The organism is Nitrosospira sp. Nsp1 (genome assembly GCF_900100985.1).
In the GTDB taxonomy this organism is placed as follows: Bacteria; Pseudomonadota; Gammaproteobacteria; order Burkholderiales; family Nitrosomonadaceae; genus Nitrosospira.
Genome location: NZ_FMUF01000006.1, coordinates 133,246 through 156,612, shown reverse-complemented (window position 1 = coordinate 156,612; position 23,367 = coordinate 133,246). Strand labels below are relative to the sequence as shown.

General features: G+C 51.0%; 22 protein-coding genes and 1 pseudogene. 12 read left to right on the top strand and 11 right to left on the bottom strand.

The annotated features are described in order from the left end of the window. The first annotated feature begins 97 nt into the window (after positions 1 to 97). Positions 98 to 424, top strand: coding sequence for a cell division protein FtsB (gene ftsB / locus BLP78_RS05910; protein WP_090457533.1), 327 nt, complete (start codon positions 98 to 100; stop codon positions 422 to 424). Between the two features lie 350 nt (positions 425 to 774). On the opposite strand, the gene BLP78_RS05905 is transcribed toward ftsB, so the two are convergent. Together BLP78_RS05905 and BLP78_RS05900 are read right to left on the bottom strand one after the other, a co-directional pair. Continuing rightward, entirely contained in the window at positions 775 to 1,059 is a 285-nt protein-coding gene (locus BLP78_RS05905) for a type II toxin-antitoxin system RelE/ParE family toxin (RefSeq protein ID WP_090457476.1), read from the bottom strand. Continuing rightward, positions 1,056 to 1,334 (bottom strand): antitoxin of toxin-antitoxin stability system, encoded by a 279-nt coding sequence (locus tag BLP78_RS05900; protein ID WP_090457473.1) that lies wholly within the window; start codon positions 1,332 to 1,334, stop codon positions 1,056 to 1,058. The genes BLP78_RS05905 and BLP78_RS05900 overlap by 4 nt, the downstream gene beginning before the upstream one ends. 130 nt (positions 1,335 to 1,464) lie before the next feature. Between BLP78_RS05900 and BLP78_RS05895 the strand changes: the two are divergent. After that, positions 1,465 to 1,698: pseudogene (locus BLP78_RS05895) on the top strand (integrase core domain-containing protein); the annotation flags it as partial. 675 nt (positions 1,699 to 2,373) lie between these two features. Here BLP78_RS05895 and BLP78_RS05885 read toward each other — a convergent pair. The 4 genes from BLP78_RS05885 to BLP78_RS05870 all read right to left on the bottom strand — a co-directional run bounded on the left by BLP78_RS05885 (position 2,374) and on the right by BLP78_RS05870 (position 6,842). Continuing rightward, positions 2,374 to 3,000: a hypothetical protein gene (locus tag BLP78_RS05885; protein ID WP_090457464.1), complete on the bottom strand. Its 627-nt coding sequence runs from the start codon at positions 2,998 to 3,000 to the stop codon at positions 2,374 to 2,376. Beyond that, on the bottom strand, positions 2,997 to 3,617 hold the full coding sequence (locus BLP78_RS05880) for an SCO family protein (RefSeq protein ID WP_090457462.1): 621 nt from the start codon (positions 3,615 to 3,617) through the stop codon (positions 2,997 to 2,999). The genes BLP78_RS05885 and BLP78_RS05880 overlap by 4 nt, the downstream gene beginning before the upstream one ends. Positions 3,618 to 3,727: 110 nt before the next feature. After that, on the bottom strand, positions 3,728 to 5,248 hold the full coding sequence (locus BLP78_RS05875; RefSeq protein WP_090457459.1) for a hypothetical protein: 1,521 nt from the start codon (positions 5,246 to 5,248) through the stop codon (positions 3,728 to 3,730). 1,033 nt (positions 5,249 to 6,281) lie between these two features. Then, positions 6,282 to 6,842, bottom strand: a complete 561-nt coding sequence (locus BLP78_RS05870) for a YaeQ family protein (RefSeq protein WP_090457530.1) — start codon at positions 6,840 to 6,842, stop codon at positions 6,282 to 6,284. Between the two features lie 313 nt (positions 6,843 to 7,155). Here BLP78_RS05870 and nikR (BLP78_RS05865) point away from each other — a divergent pair, with 313 nt between their 5' ends. Then, the gene (nikR, locus tag BLP78_RS05865) at positions 7,156 to 7,608 is read left to right on the top strand and encodes a nickel-responsive transcriptional regulator NikR (RefSeq protein ID WP_090457457.1); all 453 of its coding nucleotides are present in this window, start codon (positions 7,156 to 7,158) and stop codon (positions 7,606 to 7,608) included. A gap of 73 nt (positions 7,609 to 7,681) precedes the next feature. On the opposite strand, the gene BLP78_RS05860 is transcribed toward nikR (BLP78_RS05865), so the two are convergent. After that, positions 7,682 to 8,317, bottom strand: a complete 636-nt coding sequence (locus tag BLP78_RS05860; RefSeq protein WP_090457455.1) for a response regulator — start codon at positions 8,315 to 8,317, stop codon at positions 7,682 to 7,684. Positions 8,318 to 8,449: 132 nt separating this feature from the next. After that, on the bottom strand, positions 8,450 to 10,426 hold the full coding sequence (locus BLP78_RS05855) for an ATP-binding protein (protein WP_090457452.1): 1,977 nt from the start codon (positions 10,424 to 10,426) through the stop codon (positions 8,450 to 8,452). 419 nt (positions 10,427 to 10,845) lie between these two features. Between BLP78_RS05855 and BLP78_RS05850 the strand changes: the two genes are divergently transcribed. The 9 genes from BLP78_RS05850 (at position 10,846) to yut (ending at position 19,293) form a co-directional block, all read left to right on the top strand. After that, positions 10,846 to 12,147 carry a hypothetical protein gene (locus BLP78_RS05850; RefSeq protein WP_256330107.1) on the top strand — a complete coding sequence of 434 codons (1,302 nt, stop codon included), beginning with the start codon at positions 10,846 to 10,848 and terminating at the stop codon, positions 12,145 to 12,147. Positions 12,148 to 12,507: 360 nt separating this feature from the next. Then, complete coding sequence (locus BLP78_RS05845; RefSeq protein ID WP_090457449.1) at positions 12,508 to 13,449, top strand: urease accessory protein UreD; 942 nt, start codon at positions 12,508 to 12,510, stop codon at positions 13,447 to 13,449. Between the two features lie 107 nt (positions 13,450 to 13,556). Beyond that, positions 13,557 to 13,859 (top strand): urease subunit gamma, encoded by a 303-nt coding sequence (locus tag BLP78_RS05840; protein WP_025039556.1) that lies wholly within the window; start codon positions 13,557 to 13,559, stop codon positions 13,857 to 13,859. 32 nt (positions 13,860 to 13,891) lie between these two features. Further along, positions 13,892 to 14,200: an urease subunit beta gene (locus tag BLP78_RS05835; protein ID WP_025039557.1), complete on the top strand. Its 309-nt coding sequence runs from the start codon at positions 13,892 to 13,894 to the stop codon at positions 14,198 to 14,200. 36 nt (positions 14,201 to 14,236) lie between these two features. Continuing rightward, positions 14,237 to 15,943 (top strand): urease subunit alpha, encoded by a 1,707-nt coding sequence (ureC, locus tag BLP78_RS05830; protein ID WP_090457446.1) that lies wholly within the window; start codon positions 14,237 to 14,239, stop codon positions 15,941 to 15,943. A gap of 199 nt (positions 15,944 to 16,142) precedes the next feature. After that, on the top strand, positions 16,143 to 16,682 hold the full coding sequence (gene ureE, locus BLP78_RS05825; RefSeq protein ID WP_090457443.1) for an urease accessory protein UreE: 540 nt from the start codon (positions 16,143 to 16,145) through the stop codon (positions 16,680 to 16,682). Continuing rightward, a complete protein-coding gene (locus BLP78_RS05820) occupies positions 16,683 to 17,366 on the top strand; it encodes an urease accessory protein UreF (RefSeq protein ID WP_256330106.1) in 684 nt (227 codons plus the stop codon). Positions 17,367 to 17,387: 21 nt separating this feature from the next. After that, positions 17,388 to 18,041: an urease accessory protein UreG gene (ureG, locus tag BLP78_RS05815; protein WP_090457441.1), complete on the top strand. Its 654-nt coding sequence runs from the start codon at positions 17,388 to 17,390 to the stop codon at positions 18,039 to 18,041. 292 nt (positions 18,042 to 18,333) lie between these two features. Continuing rightward, complete coding sequence (yut, locus tag BLP78_RS05810) at positions 18,334 to 19,293, top strand: urea transporter (protein WP_090457438.1); 960 nt, start codon at positions 18,334 to 18,336, stop codon at positions 19,291 to 19,293. Between the two features lie 485 nt (positions 19,294 to 19,778). Here the strand turns inward: yut and BLP78_RS05805 are convergent, their stop codons facing one another. The 3 genes from BLP78_RS05805 to BLP78_RS05795 are packed head-to-tail and all read right to left on the bottom strand — an operon-like array spanning position 19,779 to position 23,253. Further along, positions 19,779 to 20,522, bottom strand: a complete 744-nt coding sequence (locus tag BLP78_RS05805; protein ID WP_090457436.1) for a carbonic anhydrase — start codon at positions 20,520 to 20,522, stop codon at positions 19,779 to 19,781. A gap of 56 nt (positions 20,523 to 20,578) precedes the next feature. Then, positions 20,579 to 21,040 (bottom strand): nickel-responsive transcriptional regulator NikR, encoded by a 462-nt coding sequence (gene nikR / locus BLP78_RS05800; RefSeq protein ID WP_090457434.1) that lies wholly within the window; start codon positions 21,038 to 21,040, stop codon positions 20,579 to 20,581. 29 nt (positions 21,041 to 21,069) lie between these two features. Next, entirely contained in the window at positions 21,070 to 23,253 is a 2,184-nt protein-coding gene (locus tag BLP78_RS05795; RefSeq protein ID WP_218118922.1) for a TonB-dependent receptor, read from the bottom strand. Positions 23,254 to 23,367: the final 114 nt, after the last annotated feature.

Below are 23,367 nucleotides of genomic sequence, written 5' to 3'. Positions count from 1 at the left end.
GGACATTGATTTAGCTTATTCTGGAATTGAAGGCGGCGCCCATGCAAGAAAAGGATCGCTGCCTTTACGATAAAGGATGGTCTCTAGGGGTATCCGGGTGAAAGTACTGGGCTTAATATTCGCTGCCCTGATTGCTCTGATGCAATACCCGTTGTGGCTGGGCAAGGGTAGCTGGCTTAAGGTATGGGAAGTGGATCAGCAGGTCATCACGCAACATGAAATCAACCAGAAGCTGAAAATGCGCAATGCTGCCCTGGACGCGGAAGTGCGCGACCTGAAGCAGGGGTACGACGCCATTGAAGAGCGTGCCCGCAGCGAACTGGGCATGATCAAGCAGGATGAGACTTTTTTTCACATACTGGAAGATAACAACAAAAATTCCTACGGCGATGGCAAGACCGGAGAAGGACACCCTGGGCAATAAACGTCGCAGAAAAAATACAGCTCGGATTTGATTTCACAAACAGCGTGGGATCAAGCCTGATGCAGCATTCATGATACAGGTGGGACAACGGCACTTCACAGGTTTAGGTGCCTACTGTGCGACCCAACCAGCACGGAGGGCGCACTCTGATTGACGCGGCTGACCGCGTTAGCCATCCGGTTCGTGCTGGCTGCCGGACAATCTCAAGGTGAAGCCAAGTCCTGAAATCTAAAGAAGAAGAACTGCAAATCTTTATTTTAAGGTTTGCAGTTCTATTCAGCATTAACATGGAAAAAAATTCGCTCACGGCCAAGGCCTTCTGAACGCCCCGGGTTTTCGCTAATCCACCCTCACTCGCGCAGCGGCGGCCACTGGCGGGCTGTATGAACCAAGGCCAGTATCCACACCGTTTCCTGGATGACCTCATATACCAGCAGATAATTTTCACGGGGAACGAGTTCGCGGGTACCCGATATTTTTCCAATCCGGCCCAGCATGGGATAGGTGACCAGCCGGGCGGCGGCATCGCTGAATAACTCATCCATCAAGATGGCCGCAACCGGATTGTCGGCCGCGATGTAATTCCATATGTCGTCGCGATCCTGCTCCGCTTCCGGCGTCCAGATAACTCTCACACCTGATTTGCGGTACTGGCACGCCTCGCGGCGAAATCGGCTTCAACCTCGGCGTTCGATCGGCCCCTTCCAGTACGCACCGATTTCCTGGCAACCTCGACCTTCTGGCGCAGGAACTCGTCGTGTTCCCGCGCCTGGCGTTGCCGCTGGACATATTCGCGCATCAGCTCACGTACGACCTGAGATGCAGGCCGGTCGGCTGCCTCGGTCTCGGCCATGAACTCCGCACGCAACTCGGGTTCGAGCTTCATGGTGAAAACGGCTTCTTTCGACATAATTCAATCTCCTAGCATAAAGTACTAAGCAAGTATATATACTGTCATTACACGTGTAAATATGGAACGACGGATGGCTGAATCACGATGGGATTCTGAAAGGATGACTCAACAACACCGGCTAAAGCCGGTGGTTGTCGAGCGCCTGTGGAAATCGGTGAAATACGAGCGGGTGTATTTACATGCGTATGAATCAGTCACTGAAGCCAGAGTATCAATTATGCAATACATGGATTGGTACAATCGATCCAGGCCACATTCGAGTCTGGGCAAGAAAACGCCTGATGAGGCTTATGCCGTGATGCTGCCGACGATTGAACAGGCAGGAACAGGCAGCGTGAGAATCAGCAGAGATTCCACTTAAAATACTCAGGTTGTTGTTCAAACAAACGGAACCACTTCTGAGTTCGCGGTATTCCATGACTACGCGGGTGGTCCAGATCAGAAATTAGACTCATTGATCCGAGATAAGCTGTTGATGAAGAAATGCGTATTTAATGCATCCCAATTCCGTGATGAGAACAAGTTCGGAGAAAATGGTAAGCCTAGCGATATTGAAGATTTGTTTACGCCATCAACGTACTTGACTTACTTTAACAAAGTCTATGATAGCAAGTTGAGAAACTCACCTCTCCTAGAAATTGAGCTTAACCCCAGTGCACGGCACCGAATCGTGCAACGGATCGAGGATGCTCTGAAGACTAGAGGAATAGAACTCCGTCCATCAGGTGGGTTTAACCACTATGGCATCGCCTCGGAGTTCGCGATCTCTCCTCCCAAAAGTCTCAATGAAAAGACCGTAAAGCGTTTCGCCGCATTGTTCAAAGCGATCAACGGTGCATTCAAATAGCTTTCTCGGTTGGCGCTTTTATGTGCCCGTTTTCGGATCAGCCTCAATTGCTGGCAAGAAAAATACCAAACTTATAATTGACTGACTGAAAAAGGGGTTTTTCAGGGACGATTATTTTAAGGTTTGCAGTTCCAGGATTCGCGGCCTGCCTTTTTTACCCGCAGATGCCGGGAAATAGAGAAGAGAAAATCATTGACTTGATCGCAGCCGTTGTGGCGTGCAAAGTTTATTGAGCAGGGTAACGGCGGAGAATGTGTTGCGCCCATCGCGGCCTTTGCCTGCCTGGTCGTATATCTCAGTGATCTCTACAATATTTCCTTGCATGTGTGCCTTGACCGTATAAGCATCGAAACCAAAATCTTTACCAAAATTGACCCAGTCGACAGGCAGAACAAACTCTGCTCCGTTGACTATACGCTTGGCATTCAAGTCTGCAGGCACGGCATTTCCATGCGACATTCCCAATGCCTGGGGCAATACAGCGCTGTCATGTTGCAGCACGCTTTCATACATTAGAACCTTATCGCCATCTCCTTGATTTATCGGAATGAGGAAACCGTAAGTTTTCCCATTCAGTATACGCAGCATGAGGTGATCCCCAGCTTCCCCATTTGTCCGTTCCCCCCTGGTTTTGACTTGAAACACGAGATGATTATCCGCGGAAATATCGGTTGCCACGGATAGAATATCGAGCTCCGGAGAAAGCGACTTATCCATGAACGATACGATGACACGGGGATCGGCATCGATCTGCATCGCAGATGCGGTAAGAGAGACGATTATCAGCGTTGGAATGAGTACGACAGGCCAAATCATGACTTAAACAGGGCCTTATTCTCACGAAATATCTGCTCCATTTGAGCTGTATCCTTCAGTGCATCAAATATCACCCTGATATTTCCTCTGGTGTCGATTAGAAATGCAGTAGTACTATGGTCTACCTGATAATTCTGCATATTTCCTGAATTTTTGGTGTAAAAGGCGGTCTCGACGCTGAAAGCGGCCTTGAACCGCTCCAGCACTTCACCTTCAAAACGCAAATAGGCAAGATCCGACCCGAAGGCTTTGATGTAGCGTGAAAGAATAGCGTTAGTATCCCTATCTGGGTCCACCGTGACGAAGATTCCGTTCAGCTTGATCTTCTCAGCCGCGGCTGCATTGACGAGCATGGATAGATTGGCGAGAGACGTGGGGCAGACATCCTTGCAATGCGTAAAACCGAAAACAACCAGTTGCCACCGCGTATCCTTGTCCGCCTGTGCTTGTTTCAGTTGACCGATGATTTCTGGTTGTAAGGGTATCGGAGAGGTCGGAATGACAGTCGCGGCTTCGATGCCGGCGTGGGCAAACAGGAGAAATGCTGTCAGCACAGCCGGAAAATAACGCTTCAGGAATACCCCTGACTGGATTTCTTTTATATATTTCAGTTTCATATCAATTCGCGATTATCCTGGTTGCGATCAGAAGGGGGCTCATCTTGTTCAGCCCAGGATAAATCCCGGGAAAAAGAGATGAGCCGAGTATAAAGCGGGATAACCGGAAATTAGCGAAGGCCTCCTGCGGCAAATATGCCGTGTGGCTTCACAAGACCGTCACTTGGTCCCCAAACCTTGGCGACAGTGTCGGTTTCTGTATCAATCTTCAGCACATAGCCCGAAACCCAGCTTGCCACCAGCAAATGCCGATGGTCTGGCGTCGGGCTGATCGTGTGAGCGACGGCGTATCCCTTCGGTAGTTCAAAGCCGGGTCGAAGCCTCTTGATGAACCGCGGTTTTTCTCGATCGGTTAAATCGAACACAGAAATGTAACCATCGTTTCCGAACGTGTAATCAAGAGTATCTTCCTCTGCGATATAGAGTTTTCCGTTCACCACCGCAATATCGGATGCAGAACGGAACACGCCATGGCCATTCGCATGATTGGTGTACTTGACTATTTCCTTTGCGGTTCCCTCCTGGGTATCAAGCAGCCACACGCTAGGCGGAATGATATCTTTCGTGGTTGAAGGAGTCAGGGAAGTTTTGTCCAGTTGCATGGATGCGGTGACAGCGTAGCGCTCATCCAGCCAATAGACGAAATGGGTGAAAGCCGCATGCTTTTTCTCGTTGCCCAGCATGATCTGACCTACCGTCTGCAGTTCACCGGTTTCCCTATTGGGTTTGTATATATCGATGATGCTATTGTCAAAAAAGTATCCTGTCCCAAGACCAATGGTTCCAGACCTGTTGAAATTTACCCCATGCGTCTGCTCGGTATAGCCAGGTATGACGATAGGATCAAAACTCACAAACTCGTTCGTTTTGTAATTGATCACACGTATCCTGTCCGACGTAAATTCCGTAAAGTAGAGGAAATCGGAGTAGGGGAGCAGCGTGGGACCATGAATCTGGGTTCCCCTGCCTATCAGCCAGTTGGGAATGGCCTGGACCTTGTTGACTGGCGTGACAAAGGGCAACTCGGAGGGATTATTTGGGGAATCAGCTGCCAAAACCGTATTCACGGTTAACGAGGCCAAGCGTGTATCCCAATTGATCTCGTTCACGCTCAAGGCGATGATATAGGAGGAATGGTCCTTCGTATTGTCGGAAGTGATATAAATCCTCTTCCCTTCGGGCATTATGACTGTGTGCTGCAAGGGAACGTTTCCAGGCCAACCGGGGAGCGTGGTCGGGTCTATGATTATCAACTTATCGTTTTCGTAGTTGAAGAGATAGATCATCCCGTTGTGGTAGTCGATCGCGGTGGCGATGGGCTGTATTTGATCGTTATAAACATCAGGATGTTGACCGAGCGACAATGATTTGGGGCTATCTTTTCCGCGCCGGTGGTCACGTCCCTTATCCGCGTAATCGTCATCGTCGGGAAACGCTTTGCCATTTTTTTCACGCAGGCTGTCGACCCTTGTCCGCATCTTGCCGGTGTTGGTGCTCGAAAGGTCATTGCTTGGTGAATTGTCCTCTTTTAAGGGAGAGGTATGATCTGTTGCTTGGATTTCGCCGACCGATAGTGTCAATATGCATGAAGCTACCAGTGGAGCTAGAAATATTTTTTTTATTGAAGTCATTTGAATCCCTTATACGATTTGATAAATGATGATCTGGAATGACGCTGTTCCCTTCATTAAGGAATCCGGATTGCAAAAACAGCTTCTTCCGTTTTTATGCAGCCCTTAGCAAAGCCGTCATTCAGCAGTTTTTTTTTGGATTATGGAATCGCTCGATATAGCTGAGGATTTCTGACCCGAAGTCCGTGTCCGATACAATATCGCGCGATCGGTCAACTCCAGGTTGGGCTGGAAGCCCAGGGTGGATAAGTATTGAAGACCTCCTGTCAGTAAAAACGGATCCAAAAGCAGCCAACCAGATACCTCCTGGTGGCGCAGGTCACTCTAATGCATTAAACAAAAAGTTGAGATGGGAGAAGGAGCTGTTTTATGTGTCTTCTTTTTATTGACTACTCAATAAAAATATCGTAGCTCTGGAACCCGCGGCAACAATCTCGGCGTGACAAATGCATCAGGTTTCAACCAGTCGGGCGGCTTTGAAATTTTCAATGACCGACTGACTTTCATAAGCCCGACGCAGACAAACGATAGTTCCGACAGCGTGGTCTACATATCTACGGTCGGTGGCACTCTCACAACATCAATGCGCACTCCCCCTATGTGTCGCAGAACAACTTGGTTCAACGCAGGAACGAACCTTGTCCTGGCTGCGTAACGTCGCAGGGAGCAATGGGAGTAACAAGAATTTTTTTCGCGTCTGCGAAAATTTATTATTGTGTCTGTGAAAAGGAAGGTCGACGGAGCAGAACCGTCAGCCTGGGGAATAATAACAATAGGAAAGTTTTGCTGATGTCGACAGGTTTACGCAGAGTGCCCCGTTGGCCGCGTTTGTTATCTGGCTTATTCCATCGCACCGACGTCTACGGGCATGAGTGTCATGGGATCGTTACTGAAGATATCACTTATACCGCCACCGTATAAGGCCTGAAAATGCCTTGCCCGGCAGGTCTATGGAGCCGGAATTTTTCATTTTAGAGGTACCAATTCAGGGAGCGGGTCATTTATTGGACTTTGCTAGAACGCCCCTGGACCACTACCGGGGATGTGTCACCGGCAAGCTCTTCAGATTTTCCAGTTCAAACAACGTTGACTCATTCCCGTCAGCCAGCCAAATTTGCTTGTCCTGAATCGTGCAATTCAAACGCATGTTACGTTGTGCCTGCTTCGCGATGGCCTGGCTGGCTTCCCTTGGTAGATTGTTCACGGTCAGGTTCTTGATCTGCTCGAGTTTGCCGCGGCATTGGCTCCACCATGTGTCGGCGATGCGTCCACCATATGTATAAACGCATACCTGATTGGCACGACCACAGGCTCTGCGAATGAGTTTTTCATCCGGAAGACCTACATCTATCCAGAGCTCGATAGCGCCGGTTAAATCCTTCTGCCAGAGATCGGGTTCATCACACGTGCTCAATCCATTGCCGAACGATAGGGATTCATGGGCGTGCAGCAGGAAGGCCAGTAATCGCACCATCATGCGTTCATCGGTTTCCGATGGGTGGCGGGCGAGGGTGAGCGCATGGTTGTGATAATAATTCCGGTCCAGGTCTGCGATTTGCAGATCGGCCTTAAAAATGGTTGCTCCAAGAGCCATATGGATATAAGTCGTTGTGTGATTGGCTGCCTGATGTTTTATCCGCAGAACCATCAGGCGGGCGCGTTAAGCGTCATCTTTGGCATGCTTGCCGGTGTCTCTAATTCTACACACTTGCCAACTGATCTTCGTAGCGCCTGGAAGCCTATCATTAATCGTGTAGGGAATCCCTGACAAGGCATTCATTTATTCCTACATCGTATTTCAGCGTTCCCCGACAGACGTTCCCTCATCAGTATGATATTTTTAATCCGATTGCAAGCCAGTCATACCCCAGAACACCGGAGCGAACAATATCTTGGAGCAGGTAAACATGGAACGTCTCACTATATCGCTTAATAATCAGCTCGCGAAGCAGTTTGATTCTGTAATGCACAAGCGCGGTTATTTCAATCGCTCGGAAGCCATGCGTGACCTGATACGGGATCTGCTCGATACCGTCCGCGTGGAAGAACATGTCGAAGATCATTGCGTTGCCACGCTCAGCTATATATACGCTCCCGAACTAACCAGTTGCATTACTGCGACACAACACAGGCATCATGACCTTATCGTATCCACCATGGATGTACATATCGATCACGACAATTGCCTGGAAGTAACCATCCTGAGTGGAACCATCAGGAACGTGAAAAAATTCGCCAATCATGTTATTTCCATGCAAGGAGTGCGGCATGGCAAACTGCATCTTTTACCGGTTGAGATCGTCCAGGAGAGCTATTCTTCTGATTCTGCACCGCACGTTCATGGCAGTGCTTTTGCGTGAATGAAATCGATCGCATGAACAACGCCTTATGAGCAAAGCGGCCGTAAGCGCTCAATATTGAATGAACATGCCGCTATTCCAGCAACTTATGTTCGGTTACATAGCGGATTAGCTGGGCGTTGTTCTGCATATTCATTTTTTCCAGAATGCGGGCGCGGTAAGTACTGACGGTTTTTGCGCTTAATGCCAGTCTTTGCGAGATTTCAGCCAAGGATACGCCCGCAGTGATAAGTTTGAGAACGTCATATTCCCGATCTGAAAGTGTGGAATGCAGCGGTATTTTCGATGTCGGGCCCAGGTCGAACAGCAGTTTCTCCGCCAGTTCCGGATCTATGTATTTTCCTCCATTTGCCAAACGGCGGATCACGGATATCAGTAGATCGGTCGGACTGTTCTTTGTGAGATAAGCGGATGCGCCCGCGCGTATTGTCCTGATCGCATATTCATCCTCATGGTACGTACTTAGCATCAGCACCTGATACTTCGCATCATCGGCCATTATCCGTTTTAATACTTCCAGTCCATTCAGGCCCGGCATGCTGACATCCAGCAATGCCACATCCCATTCGCCACGGCGCATTTTCTCCAGGGCATCGAGTCCGTCTGTCGCTTCCTCGACGACTCGGATGTCCGTTGTTTCGGCAAGAATCCGTTTCAGCCCATCCCGAAAAAGCCGATGGTCGTCAGCAAGAAAGACTTTGATTGTCATGTGTATTCTATCGGTCTTATCGGTTCCAAGGAGGTCAGCTCTATTTCACCCGCATATATACAGAAGGCTTTTTCATTGAAGATCGCAACGATATGAGCTGACTGCTTTTGCAGAGCTCCTGCGAGAGAGCTATTATGAAATTCCCCCGTTTCGCTTTATGGGCAAACGCACGCTGACCACGGTTCCCTGCTGCGGAATACTGGTAATATCGATATCCGCCCTCAGTACCGCCGCCCGTTCCCGCATTCCAAGCAGGCCAAATGATTTTTTCTGGGCAACGTCTGCGGAATCAAATCCTTTACCGTTGTCGCGTACTTCAACAATAAGATCATCCGCATTCTGCGACAGGGCAATTTCGACCTGACTTGCTTCGGCATGGCGTGCCACATTAGTCAAGGATTCCTGCACGATTCGAAATATCGCCACCGTTTGATCTTCATCCAGATCGATCGATTCCTCCATCAAACGCAACACGCAGCTTATGCCGCTATGTTTCCTGAATTCATCGGTCAGTTTCTTAATGGCCGATATGATCCCAAGCCCGAGCGAAGCCGGCCGCAAATGTTCAGCCACGTTGCGCACGCTCTGGCCCGCTTCATCCACCAGTTCGGCCATGTTACGCCTGATGGTTTCCATTTTCCCGCTTCTGCTATCTTCCACGCCATTTAGCAGCGAAATTTCGAGGTGTAATGCCGCCAGAAGCTGACCCAGTTCATCGTGAATTTCACGGGCGATGTATTTGCGATCTTCTTCCCGCATCTGCTCCACGTGGGCCGCAAATTCTCTTATTGCGGCGTCCCGTACCCGAAGCTCCTGCTCTACCAGAATACGTGCTTCCGCCTGCTTGTGTTCCAGCCACTTCCCCAGATCATCCCCAACCACGTCAATAAGATTCTGCTCTTCCGGCAGCAAAAAAGGCTGGTCTTCACTATAAAATACATCTATCCATCCGTATGCCTCGCCGTAGACCATTACCTGCTTTCGTCGTATGTGTGTATGGCTCCTGTCATACCGATCGGAAACAAACTGCTTGCCGTCGAGCTCGATTCTGATACTGGTAATGTGAGGAAATTGCATCGCTGCAATCAATTGCACAAAAACAGTCCTGCAAACCTCCTCCAGCGACCCTGATTCCATCCCGCGACGGATCGCATAAAAACAGTTGATCTCCTTTAGTCGCTCGCGTAAGGATTCTTCAACCCGTTTTAGTTTTGTGATTTCATGTTCGATGGCTTCTGCCATCGTATTGAAATCAGAGCCGAGCTTGGCGATTTCGTTATGCGTGGCAATATCGCAGCGGGTGGAATAGCTGCCCTTTGCGATACTGCTTGCCTGGCGGCTGAGATAATCGAGCGGACGCAGGATATTGCGGCGCATGTAGACAGCGGCGACCGCGACGGCGAGTAGCGCGGTGCAAAGCAGTCCCAGTATCAGCAGGATTTGCTGATGGAATTTTGACTGTAAATTTGTCAGTGTAGTTTGAGTGCGATGATCCAGTTCAAGCATGAATTGGCTGATCGGCGCCATTATTCTGGTTTTCTCAGCTGTGTAACGCTCTCCGAACAACAGTTCAATAGCGAAATTTCGGTCAGGCATGCGAGATATGGTGAAGTTTCCATATCCGTCGTCGTATAACCCTTTTATCGCAGCAAATGCCTGTTTTTCCAGGTTAACCAGATTGTCGGAATTTTTCTGGGATTGCCGCAGCAGATCCAGTTCTCGTTCACTGAAACCTTCACGCCGCATCAAATCCAACAGGGAAATGGCATTCCCGAGCGTGCTGGGTAAGGAAGGCTTGCTTACATTCCAATAGGTGACCGGATGATTTTCCTGAGGGCGCTGCCGTTTGCCGTTACGGATGTCGAGGATCTCTAAAAAAGATTGCTCGTAAACCGGATCACCGGTGATGACGTAGCTCCGAGCCATCTTCGTAAGATCTTCGGAACTGCGGAATAACTCGTTTGCGAGCTGTAGAGACCTGTTTTTCTGGTGCTCTGCTTCGGTGATCTCATCCAGCGTACCCAGCGCCTGTGAAGAAAGCAATATCAGCAGGCTGAGACTCAGTACAGTGACGATAAGACAAAAATTGATGAAAACACCGATTCGCACGCTTCTCCTTTTCGTCTTGTTAAATCACACTCGTTTTTTTTGCTTTCTGGGCTTGCAGCAAAGCTCGGCTTAGCCCGCAAATCTGGCATTGCTTGTATGGTTTTGTTTTATTGACGTGGCTTCTTCCCCTCAGGGACTTGATTAGATCGTTTGTTTTTGTCGTTTCTAATTGATAGGCCCAGCCATGTTTCCCATTTATTTAGAGGGGGCGGCTGGAGTTTCCTGAAATAATTCTTACTTCGCGGCCCTGCCGAGTCGGATTCGTGAAGTATAAAAGAAAATCTTCTTACACAAAATTTGTAGTTTGTGGATATTTTTTAATGACTCCTACCAAAAAGTCCTGCATGATCATGCTGGTCGGGTAAATAGGCATGAAGGAATTTCAAGAATGAAGAATTCTGAGAAAACGGGGTTATAAAATGGCCAGCTATGAACCAACATCGGCTGAGAGCGTTTTACGGAAAGATCATCTTCGGAAGAAACGGCAAAATTTCCTTGCTCAAGTAGCACTCCTTGCGGTACTGGCGGCCGGTTTTCTGCCTTTATCTCCCGAGGCAAATGCCATAGATTTGATGCCGAGCAAGCCCAAGTGGGCTATTGATGAGACGAAATGGGTGACCGTTGGCATGGGGTTCCGCGGTTCGGGGATATGGGCGGAAAATCGTGATTACAGGAACGATTTCAGCATCGACAATGCTCGTGTGTACGTAAACGGCCAGGTTCATCAATATGTCAAGTTCGAACTCAACACTGACTGTTTTTTCTGTAACAACACACATTCGGGCGACAGTCCGAAGATGCAATACAATATTCTGGATGCGATAGGAAAAGTCGAGGTTAACCGATATGTCAATATGTGGGGCGGGCGCATGCTGGTGCCCACGGAACGGGGCGAATTGAGCGGCCCGTTCTTTCAGGCAACCCACGATGCTTTCAAGACGCCGTTTTTCTCGCAAGACTTCAGCACTAAATTTGGTAGCGGCGGTGCGGGACGCTATGGCCGTGATGACGGCGGCACCTTCTGGGGCAGCGTCGAGCCCGGCTTCATCAAAGGAACGCTGAGCTATGCCGTAGGCGTTTACCGGGGTCTCCAGTCTTCCTCTACCATCGGCCCCAACCAGGGGGATGACGTGCTATGGGCCGGCCGATTCACCTACAATTTCCTGAACCCCGAAAAGAATCCCGGTTATTACACCAGCAGCACCTACTTTGGTAAAGCCGGCGATATCCTTGCGCTTGCTTTCGGCACATCGTATCAGCGAAACGGGGCCGGATCATTTGCCAATCGCAGCGATTTCCTGGGTCTAGTCGGCGACATCCTCTTTGAAAAAGTCCTGCCTAAAAATATGGGTGTAGTCACTGTCAATGGAGAATACAAGCAGTTTTATGCGAATTACGCCCCTACCGCTTTTGCCGATCCAGGCTGTTTTTGCATGTTCGACGGAAAATCCTGGACTGTCACCGGGCTTTACCTGATACCAGTCAATGTGGGAATTGGAAAATTTCAACCCTATGGCAGATTTACCAGCGTTCAGCCTAACCATAGCAGTAATCGCGAGGAAATCGAGGGCGGCGTGAACTACATTATCGATGGTTTCAATGCGCGTATCTCGGCCTATTACCAGCATGGCGATCTTCGCACCAAGGGGCTTAACTACGCGCCCGACGTAGTGGGTGAGAAGGTTGATGTTTTCAAATTATCCTTTCAGCTGCAAATGTAAAGCTCGACAGCGTGTCTTACCGAAGGCTGAGTTCGATAGTGATTTGGTATCGGTCGATTGATACAAATAATTGCTATCCATGCAGGGCGCATCGTTACGCCACGTTACCATGCCCGGTTCAGGCAAAAGCGTAAATCGTATTAAAAAACGCTTAATTTTCATACGCTTATTTTTGGAGATTTTTTCGCACGGCTATTTACTTTGCACGCAAGCGGGTATATGTTTGTGACGCTATCGGGAATAAAGCAAGGCTTTTCAGTTGTTTTTGGGACATGATGTTGCGGCTCATCTCACCAGTTGGACCGGCTAAAGCAGGTGGGTTTAACCTTTTGATGGACATTAATCAACAATAACCAAAAAATGCACTCGATTTCTCATGCGGAAGGTCTTCATATTCAGCAAGACCGCGTCCCATTCTCCAATCGTCCGGCTCTACAAAAGGTTTTGACTCAACCGACGGCAGGCGTATCTCATGTGCCGTTGCAAGCGCGGTTGTCTCTCGGGTTTGCGGATGATGCGGGCACTACCCGGTTGGTGGGTCGGGAGCACTTCGGCCCCTTGCTGGTGCAAAAGCCGCTTTATCCCGAAGGTCGCGAGGTCTGCCAGGTAGTAATCATTCATCCGCCTGGCGGTGTGGTGGGAGGAGACGAGCTGGAGATTGTTGCCAGGGTTGGCGCATCCGCGAATGCGCAAATCACCACACCCGGCGCAGCCAAGTGGTACAAAGCCAACGGCCATGTTTCGCACCAGAATATCAGACTCGATGTGGGCGTCGGCGGTTCGCTCGAGTGGGTGCCCCAGGAAACGATCTTTTTCGATAATGCCCATGTAGAGCTTGATCATCACGTGTTGCTGGAAAAGGACGCGAGCTATATCAGTTGTGAGATCTTATGCTTTGGGCGTACCGCGTTCGGTGAGTCATTCAGCGGCGGCCAGATCAGGCAGCGCACCCGCATTCATCGCGATGGCAAACTGGTCTGGTTCGAGCAACTGCGGTTACTGGGGGGCAGCCCGGCCATGAAAGCTTCTCTGGTTCTTGCTGACAGCACGGTCTGTGCAACATTGATTGCAGTAGGCAAAGCAGTGCCCGGCGCACTGCTGCACGAAGCACGCGAAGGGGCCAGTGCCATCGCGAATGGTGCAGGCTGTTTTGGCATCAGCCAATCAAAACAGATAGTGGTTGCGCGTTACCTCGGGGATTCCAGTGAAACCGCGCGGCGATTAATGCTGCATGCCTGGGGATTGCTTCGCCCGGCGATGCTGGGCCGCCAGCTTGCAGTGCCACGGTTATGGAATACATGACAATTGCCGTTTTCCTGGAAGCGGCTTTTTTTTCGCCCCGAAAGGTTCAGATTTATTGTAGTGCTCAGAGAATTAGCGACAATCATTAATTTACCGAGGAGAAAGCAATGGACCTTACACCCAGAGAAAAAGACAAGCTTCAGATATTTACTGCGGGGCTGCTGGCGGAACGGCGCAAGGCGCGTGGCCTGCGGCTCAACTATCCGGAAGCGGTCGCGCTGATCACCTGTGCGGTGCTGGAGGGAGCGCGCGATGGTAATACCGTCGCCGAGCTCATGGCCGCAGGCACTCGCGTACTGACCCGCGCCGATGTGATGGAGGGAGTTCCCGAGATGATCCCCGATATCCAGGTCGAGGCCACGTTCCCTGACGGCACCAAGCTTGTGACTGTTCACAATCCGATTCCTTAAGAAACCAGGAGATTATTATGGCCAGAACGCCAATGGTACCCGGTGAAGTATTTGTGCAACCCGGCGATATCGAACTGAATGTCGGTAGAAAAACCAAAACATTAAAAGCCTCGAACGGGGGAGACCGCCCAATACAAATCGGTTCGCATTTTCACTTTTATGAAGTCAATTCCGCAATGAAGTTTGACCGGGAGGCTGCCTATGGCATGCGCCTGAATATCATGGCGGGCACGGCCGTGCGTTTTGAGCCAGGCCAGGAGCGTACGGTTGAGCTGGTTGAACTCGCGGGAGACAGGATCGTCTACGGATTCAACCAGAAAGTGATGGGCAAGCTGAAATAACAGCGCACCGCCAATAATCTACTGAGGAGCATAAAAATGACTTTTAAAATTTCCCGTCAGGCATACGTTGAAATGATGGGCCCCACCGCCGGTGATCGTCTCCGTCTGGCTGATACGGAACTTTTTATCGAGATCGAGAAGGATTTCACCACGTATGGTGAAGAAGTGAAGTTCGGTGGCGGCAAGACGATCCGTGACGGCATGGGTCAATCTCAGCGCAACCACGCCGATGTGATGGATACGGTCATCACCAACGCAGTCATTGTGGACCACTGGGGGATCGTCAAGGCCGATATCGGGCTGAAGGGCGGCAAGATTGCCGCAATCGGCTCAGCGGGAAACCCGGATATCCAGCCCAATATCACGATGTGCATTGGCGCCGCCACGGAAATTATCGCAGGCGAGAATATGATTGTCACAGCGGGCGCTATCGACAGCCACATCCACTTCATCTGTCCGCAGCAGGCGGAAGACGCGATGATGAATGGCACGACCACCATGCTGGGCGGTGGTACCGGCCCGGCGGTCGGCACGGCAGCAACCACCTGCACCCCGGGTCCCTGGCATATTCATTCCATGCTGAGAGCATCGGACGGCATGGTGATGAATACCGGTTTTTACGGAAAGGGTAATGTCAGTCTGCCGACTCCAATTGAAGAACAAGTGCTGGCCGGTGCATGTGGCTTGAAGCTGCACGAGGATTGGGGAACCACCTATGCCGCTGTCGACAATTGCTTGAACGTCGCGGATAAATACGATGTGCAGGTCGCTATCCACACGGACACCATCAATGAAGGCGGTTATCTGGAAAATACGGTCGCCGCATTTAAAGACCGGACCATTCACACTTTCCATACCGAGGGCGCGGGGGGCGGCCACGCGCCCGACATCATAGCGGTCGTCGGCCAGGAAAATGTGCTGCCGTCATCCACCAATCCGACACGCCCCTATACCGTCAATACACTGGACGAACACCTGGATATGCTGATGGTATGCCATCACCTGCATGCCAATATTGCAGAGGACCTCGCCTTCGCGGAGTCCCGCATCCGTAAGGAGACCATCGCGGCCGAAGATATTCTTCATGACATGGGCGCCATTTCGATGATGTCATCAGATTCGCAGGCAATGGGCCGCATCGGTGAGGTGGTCCTGCGTACCTGGCAGACCGCGCACAAAATGAAAATACAGCGTGGCACGCTGCAGGAAGACAATTCCAGGAACGATAATTTCCGCGTCAAGCGCTATATCGCGAAATACACCATCAATCCCGCCATTACACAGGGCGTTTCGCATGCGATCGGTTCGGTGGAGGTGGGCAAATATGCCGATCTCGTCTTGTGGAGACCCGCGTTCTTTGGTGTCAAACCGTCGATGATACTGAAAGGCGGAATGATTGCGGCGTCTTTGATGGGTGATCCGAATGCTTCCATACCCACCCCGCAGCCGGTACATTATCGATACATGTTCGGCGGATACGGTGGTGGTATCAAGACATCGTGTTTCACCTTTACCTCGCAGGCATCCATTAATGCGGGGCTGATCGATACCCTGAAGCTGGACAAGAATCTGATTGCGGTCAAGAACACGCGCAATTTACGCAAGAAGGACATGATCCATAACGGGGCAACACCAAAGATGGAAGTCGATCCCGAAACTTATGAGGTGCGGGCCGACGGGCAACTGCTGACGTGTGGGGCGGAAGATGTTCTGCCGATGGCGCAGCGGTACTTTCTGTTTTGATAAGGTGATTCCCGTTTTTACTGGGGAATTTCCGGTCAGACCGGATGGGGCCGGATGCAGGATTCCACGCTGATCTACGCTTGCCGGAGCCAACAGGTTCTTGTTACCTCTTGAAGAGTAAGTCTCGGGAGCCATCCACGCCATTTTATTACCGACACCGCGATAGTAACAATACAACATTTCTTTTTGAGGCCTATAAATGCTGACATTGAACGCCAGAATAGCGCATGCGGACTCGATTTCCGCTCAGCTTGTTCTACCTTATGAATTACGCGAAAACAGCCGCTTGCGTACAAAGCTTGCATCAGGTGAAGAAGTTGCCATTTTTACCGAGCGGGGCACGGTGCTGCGCAACAACGACTTGCTGAAGGGTGACGATGGCCGCGTGGTGCAGATCGTCGCGGCGCAGGAACCGACCTATCGGGTTAGCTGCAATACTTCGCATAATCTATTGCGCTGTGCTTTCCATTTAGGCAATCGTCATACACAGACCCAGGTGGGCGAGGATTTTTTACGTATCTATCAAGACAGCGTGCTGAGAGAAATGCTGTTGGGGCTGGGCGCCACGGTGGTCGAAGAAAATGCACAATTCGAGCCGGAGTCGGGCGCCTACAGCGCGGGTGGAGGGCATCATCATCACAACGATGATGGTCACGGTCACTCACATAGTCATGGTCCATTAGCCCCGATTCCAGCGCATCAGAAAATTCACCGTGCGACGGACTCGAAAATAACTTAGATGACGATGGAAAGCCCGATATTGCTTCGATTGCTGCAGCTGGCGAGCCCGTCGCTGCCGATCGGTGCCTATACCTATTCGCAGGGATTGGAAGCAGCCATCGAGACGGGCATGGTCAAGGACGAGAGTTCGGCCCGTGCCTGGATCACTGAGTCGCTTGCTGTCGTCGCGGACTTTGAAGCGCCGGTACTTTGGCGCTTGTTGAAGGCTTTTTCCGCTCGGGACATGGCGGCAGCCACGTACTGGACGGAGTGCTTTATTGCCGCGCGCGATACCGCCGAGTTTCGCGCCGAAACAATTCAGATGGGATATTCTCTCGCCAGGCTGGTGGCAGATCTGAAAATCGCGGATGACGAGCTTCTGAAGATATTGACGAGTCAGCCCGAGATCCCTCTGCCTACGGCGTTTGCCTGTGCCGCGGAGGCACTGGCGGTACCGCATGAAGCCGCCTTGCTTGGAATGTTGTTTTCCATGATTGAGAATCAGGTGTTGGCCTGCGTGAAGTCTGTTCCGCTTGGGCAGGTTTCGGGCCAGCGTCTTCTGCTTTCCCTGCATCCCGTTCTGGAAAACGCATCGAATCACGCACAGCGACTGGCGGACGACGAGTTATCCAATTGGGCGCCCGGTCTGTCCTTATTATCCATGCAACATGAAGTTCAATACAGCCGGATCTACCGGTCCTGAATTGTTTAACCGGAAACAAAAATGACAAAATCATCAAATCCCCTGCGCGTCGGTATAGGCGGCCCCGTTGGTTCTGGAAAAACGGCTTTATGCGAAGCGCTTAGCAAAGGAATGCGTGACCGGTATGAAATGGCCGTCATTACTAACGATATCTATACTAAAGAAGATATGGAGATTCTGCTGCGTGCCGATGCGCTACCCGCTGAGCGTTTGATGGGTGTCGAAACCGGCGGTTGCCCGCACACGGCGATAAGAGAGGACGCATCCATCAACCTGGAAGCCATAGCGCGCATGACCGCCGACTTTCCTGACCTCGATCTTATCCTGGTCGAGTCCGGAGGCGACAATCTTGCCTCGACTTTCAGCCCGGAGCTCTCCGATCTGACCATCTATGTGATCGACGTTGCCGCCGGCGAAAAAATACCGCGCAAGGGTGGACCTGGTATTACACGTTCCGCCTTGCTCGTTATCAACAAGATCGACCTTGCACCTTACGTCGGTGCGGATCTCGGTGTAATGGCCCGCGACGCGAAGAAAATGCGTGGGGACCGGCCATTTGTCTTTACCAATTTGCGTACTGGAGAAGGTGTTCAGGAAATCATCGATTTCATCGTAAAACAGGGGTTGCTGGAAGAAATGAGGTCTCGAAATACGGATTCGACGGCGGTTAGCTGACGAATTGCTCCTATTTGCTTTACTTACGCGATACATCATCAGAATTATCAATAGATGGCCGTGCTTTCCATGTAACCGCAATGCAAAGAAATACAGCGATCACATAACCCGGAAGTTTCATAAATTGACGCACGCCCTCGCTGGTCTTTTGTTTCGTATGAAAATTTCGTTCAGTCGGGTGTATGAATAACTACACCACTCTTTCACAAAATTTCCCTACAAAACAAATCCTGCGCAATCACCACGCGAATTTATGAAACATCCGGGATAAGAAAAATTCTGGAGGTGAACAATGGATTGGTCATTAAAAATAGACGCGGCACTGCCTCGGCCGCTGCGCATAATTTTTAGAGGTGTCGGGCAGGTATTTTTTTGTTGTAACGCAGTGACTGGATTTATCTTTCTGCTGGCGCTTTTTATCGGCGGTTTGGCTGCGGGGGCTGCCGCTACCGTCGGTGTGATAAGCAGTACCATGGCGGCTCACGTTCTCGGTTTCTCCGAGGATGATATCGACGCGGGACTATATGGATTCAACGGTACGCTGGTAGGTCCCTGCCTCTTTTTATTCCTGGAGCATTCGCCGCAGCTCTGGCTGTACGTCGTACTTGCCTCGATATTATCGAGTGTCGTGCTGGCCGCGCTCATGAGAATTCTTCATCCCTATAACGTTCCTGCCTCGACCTCGCCGTTTGTTCTGACCTGCTGGATGTTCCTGGTCGCAGTGTACGCGTTTGACAGCTTTACTCGGGGTCCGATTTTACCCCCGCCCGGTATTCCCACCATCGTGACGGGTGTGGGGGCACTCCCAGCCGAGATATGGTTTATCGCACTCGCAAAAGGCGTAGGCGAGGTCATGTTTGCGGATAGCGTTATTGTCGGTATCCTGTTTTTGGTGGGTATCGCAATAGTTTCATTGCGGGGAGCGCTGATGGCGGTGGGTGGGGCGGTGGTGGGTTTGATCGTACCCATGCTTTTCGGGGCAAACCAGAATGCGATTGAGATGGGGCTGTATGCATTCAATCCAGTCTTGACCATGATGGCGGTGGGCTGGGTTTTTCTTAAACCTACCGGCAGAAGTGCCGCGTTGGCGCTATTGGCGGGCATACTGACGGTGGTGTGCCAGGCTGGGCTGGCCAGTTTTCTCACGCCGATAGGTTTGCCGACGCTCACATTCCCATTTGTTCTGGTCATGTGGATGTTTCTGTTTGCTGCCGGAATGTCCAAATACTGGTCGGCACCTTCAGCCAAGTAACGATGGGGGAGGGGACAGCGGAGTTGATCATGCGCCCCGGCCGTTGGCCGTCGCTTCAAATTGACGAAGTACACCGGAACCGGAATTCATCGGTTTAACCTAAATCCGGTAGTTGGACGAGGTGAAGTGTACGGTTTTTGTGGTGCAGGGCAAGGCGCAACGACGCGGAATGCGACCGCGCAGGGCGGAGCAGTGCCTTCCGCAGGAAGGTGCGACCCCGAAGCGGGATGCGGGCGCCCCCTTGCGTGTGGAACGCGATCGCGGCATCCCCTGCGCTGCCCGATCCCCGCTTCGCGGGACCCCTCGGGCGACGCTTCGGGGCGCCGTTCCATTCCAAGGAGTTACAACGCAGCCATGTGCCGCAAAAACTGTGCAATTCACCTCGTAGCGACCTAACCCGGAAGGTGAGCGTCAAATAATAGGAAATATTGTTATTAATCACAACACTAACCTATTAAATGAGCGGTCAGCTACCGGATTTAGGTTCAGGCCACAAGATCAACCTTTCCGGTTTTCAGGCTATATACGCCGCCCACTACGAGAACTTTCCCTTTTGCGACCAGGCGGCTCAAAATCGGCGGTTGTTTTCTCAGCTTGTCCACATTGCGAATGACGTTCATTTTAACCACATTCTCAAAGCGCTCCCCCGGCAAGGTTGCAGCCGCCCTGACTGCCGGCGCCAGCGCACTTGCCATGGATTGGATATGCCCGGGAAATTGGGTGTTGTTGTCAACGGAATCAATGGCTGCCCGGACAGCGCCACAGCTTTCGTGGCCGAGCACCATGATCAGTGGCGTATGCAATACAGCCGCCGCATACTCGAGAGTCGCCACAAAATCCGTGGTTAAATAATTACCGGCCACCCGAGCTACAAACAGATCGCCGCGTTGCTCATCAAAACAGAATTCCGGACCAACCCTCGAATCGGAGCAGCTTAAAATGCTGGCATAGGGATTCTGCCCACTGACCAGGGCTGCTCGATCATTGCTGAAATTCAAAGGCGTGGATTGTCCGGCTACATAACGTGCATTACCCGCCACTAATCGTTCCAATGCCGCATCGGGTGTCATCACGTTTTCGGGCAAGGGCGGCATTTTGACTTTTGCAGCGAAAGCCATTCTTCCAGTTGCCCCGGCGATACCTGCACCGAGAGCAGAGGCTGCGACCTGCTTCAGAAACAAGCGTTTGCTTGAATCCTGATGAAGGTTGGCGTTCTTCTCGTCACACATGACCGCGATATATTAAAAGTGTATTTTTGGTACTGCGCACTGATCTTATCGAATGATCAGGTCAGCGGATTGCTGTGAGTATGCGGCACGGAAGCGTGTGAATGCCTCTCATGTCTGATTTCGACCGGCACCATGTGCAGCTTGCCATGCCGAACGCCGCGCGTAGCCATGACAAGGTTGGCAAAATCCTTAACGTCCTGAATCGTGCCACGCAGGATGACCACTTCGAGACAGTTATCATGATCCATGTGCACATGCATGCTGGACAATGTAAGGTCGTGATGATCGTGCTGTATCGAGGTAACACGGCTGGCAAGATCACTTTCGTGGTGATCGTAAATATAGCTGAGCGTGGCGACGCAATGGCCTCCGCCTCCTTTTTCCAACCGAGCGGTCTCCAACTGGTCGCGTATCAGATCGCGCATCGCCTCCGAGCGATTGGTATAGCCGCGCGCGCGTATGAATTCGTCAAACTGTTCGGAGAGCTGGTTATCCAGCGATATGGTGAGTCGTTCCATATTCCTTACTCAAGAAGGAGGCGATAATTTTAAAATTGATACATCAAGCTGACACGGAACATACGCGATTCAATAGGGTGGAACACAATACCGTCTTTCGCTGTGGACGCCGGGCTCGTCTGGTAGCCATAATAGTAAGCGATATCGTAGTTTTTGGCGTTAAGTAAATTCAATACATCAAGCTGGATTTTAAATTTTCTACGCATCTCATACCCTGTCGAGAGATTGACGATAGTTGTGCTATAGGGGGCAACGGGATTGTTTGTATCTACCGTCACATTGCCAAAATGGCGCACACGAAGGGTAGTAAAGAAATTATAAGGTAAATTCAGGGTTGCACCCGCGCTGATCGTACGCCCTACTGCATTAGGAATGTGAAATCCATATGCCTGGTTTGCAGGATCGCTGGCCTGATTTAGCTGAGCCTGGTCATAGCGCGCATGAGTAAGCGAAAAATCGGCATCCAGGGTCAGCCAATTAACGGGCTTGTAGAAATTGGCCCACTCAATACCGTAGCGGGTACTTGCGCCGCTCATTTCCGTGGTGCCCGCATCGCCGCTAAATACCAGTTCCGAGGCCGAATGCAAATACCAGATTGCCAGGGTGGATTTCAATCCTTTGATGGCTTCGGTACGGAAACCGATTTCCGCACCCCTGGCCCGCACCAGCCCATTGGCGGCCAATTGAGGTGCAAAATTATTGTTGCCTATCTTATAGGTATTTACAGTCGCGGTTACGCCACGGGCATCGTTGGAATGGTAGCCTTCGCCAGCATTAAGATAAATTTCGGAATCGTACCAGGGGCCGAGAATAATGCTCAGCTTGGGGCTGAACAACCCGTCGGTCTTGTTGCCGGAATTTTGCGGGACGGTGAAGGCATGTACGTCGAAATTGAATATATCCCCACGCAGGCCTGCAATAGTCCTCAGTTTGGGCAACCAGTAAGTTAGGTTTTGCAGATACAGGCCGATACTGGTTTCCGTGACCTGATCCCTGCTCACATTATGATAAACGACTCCCCGGTTCGAGTTGTTCAGCAGCACGCGATTCATGTCATTACGTACCTGCACGCCTAGCGTATTAATCATATCGAAACCGGCCACCTTGTTGAACCAGCTTTGCTCGGCCTTGCCGCCGAAATAGATGCGGGATTCCCTTTGATTCATCTGGTCACTTGGGATTATTCCTCCCGGAAGTACGATATTGTCGGCGACAGAGTTGATAAAGCCACTGAAATTGGAGGTAAGGTCAAGGTCGTATTTAACCAGGTAAAAGGATGCGTCCCGCCGGTAGTCCTTCTCTTTTTGCCACCAGTCACCATGAAGCGTATAGCGCCCGGTTTTTCCATTATCGGTGGGGTCTATGTTGCCGAAGCGGTTTATCAAGCCATCATTAACCGCAAACAGCGGTATCTGATTGGTGGCGCGCCAGTCAGCATGGTATGCCTTAACGCCTACACTCATACCCCAATTACCTTTGTCGAGGCTGTATTTGAGCATACCGTTGAACTTGAGAGCATGTTCGGCCAATACCCAGGGACCATCATAAGTATTCGCATCGACCGCATAGAGCAGATGACCATCCCCCATTCGGTTTGAATTGGCTGCCACCCCACGGTAAAAGCCGAATGATCCACCCGTGAACTTGGCGAAACCTTGAGGGAGGGAGTTGAAGGTTGTCATCTTGGCATGTCCGGCTGCGGAAAAATTGCCCTGATCCGCATAGTAGGGGCCCTTTCCATATTGAACATTGTCTACCAATTCCGGAATAAGACCGTTCAGATCCATGTAACCCTGCCCGTGGGCATGGCTAGGCAGATTAATCGGCACACCGTCCACAAACGTAGCGAAATCGGTACCATGGTCAAGATTGAATCCCCGCAGGAAATACTGATTGGCTTTGCCATCGCCACTATGCTGGGTGGCAATCATGCCGGGAATGAACTCGACGATTTCACCGGCCCGTGAAAGCGCACGATTTTTAATCTGCTCTTGACCGATAAATCCCTGCGATGCGGACTGGGTTTCACCGACAAGGCTGGTGCCACGTTCTTTTCCCAGTACTACGACCTCCTTCAGCTTGACTACAGATACCTCGTGTTTCGACGAGGTTTCAGGTTTGACGGTAGCGGCATCCGCGGCCTGCTCTGCGTAAGCACTGCCGCTACTGAAAAAAAGAGGTAAAGCCGACAGGAATAAGCGTGCGATCAACATACCCATGCCGCGCCAGGGCAATGTCGCTGGCAGGATCGCAAGTTGCAGGAAATGAGGTTAGCTAAAACAGATGTTTCCCGAGCGTGCGCGCTATGTGAAACGCAATGTATGCCC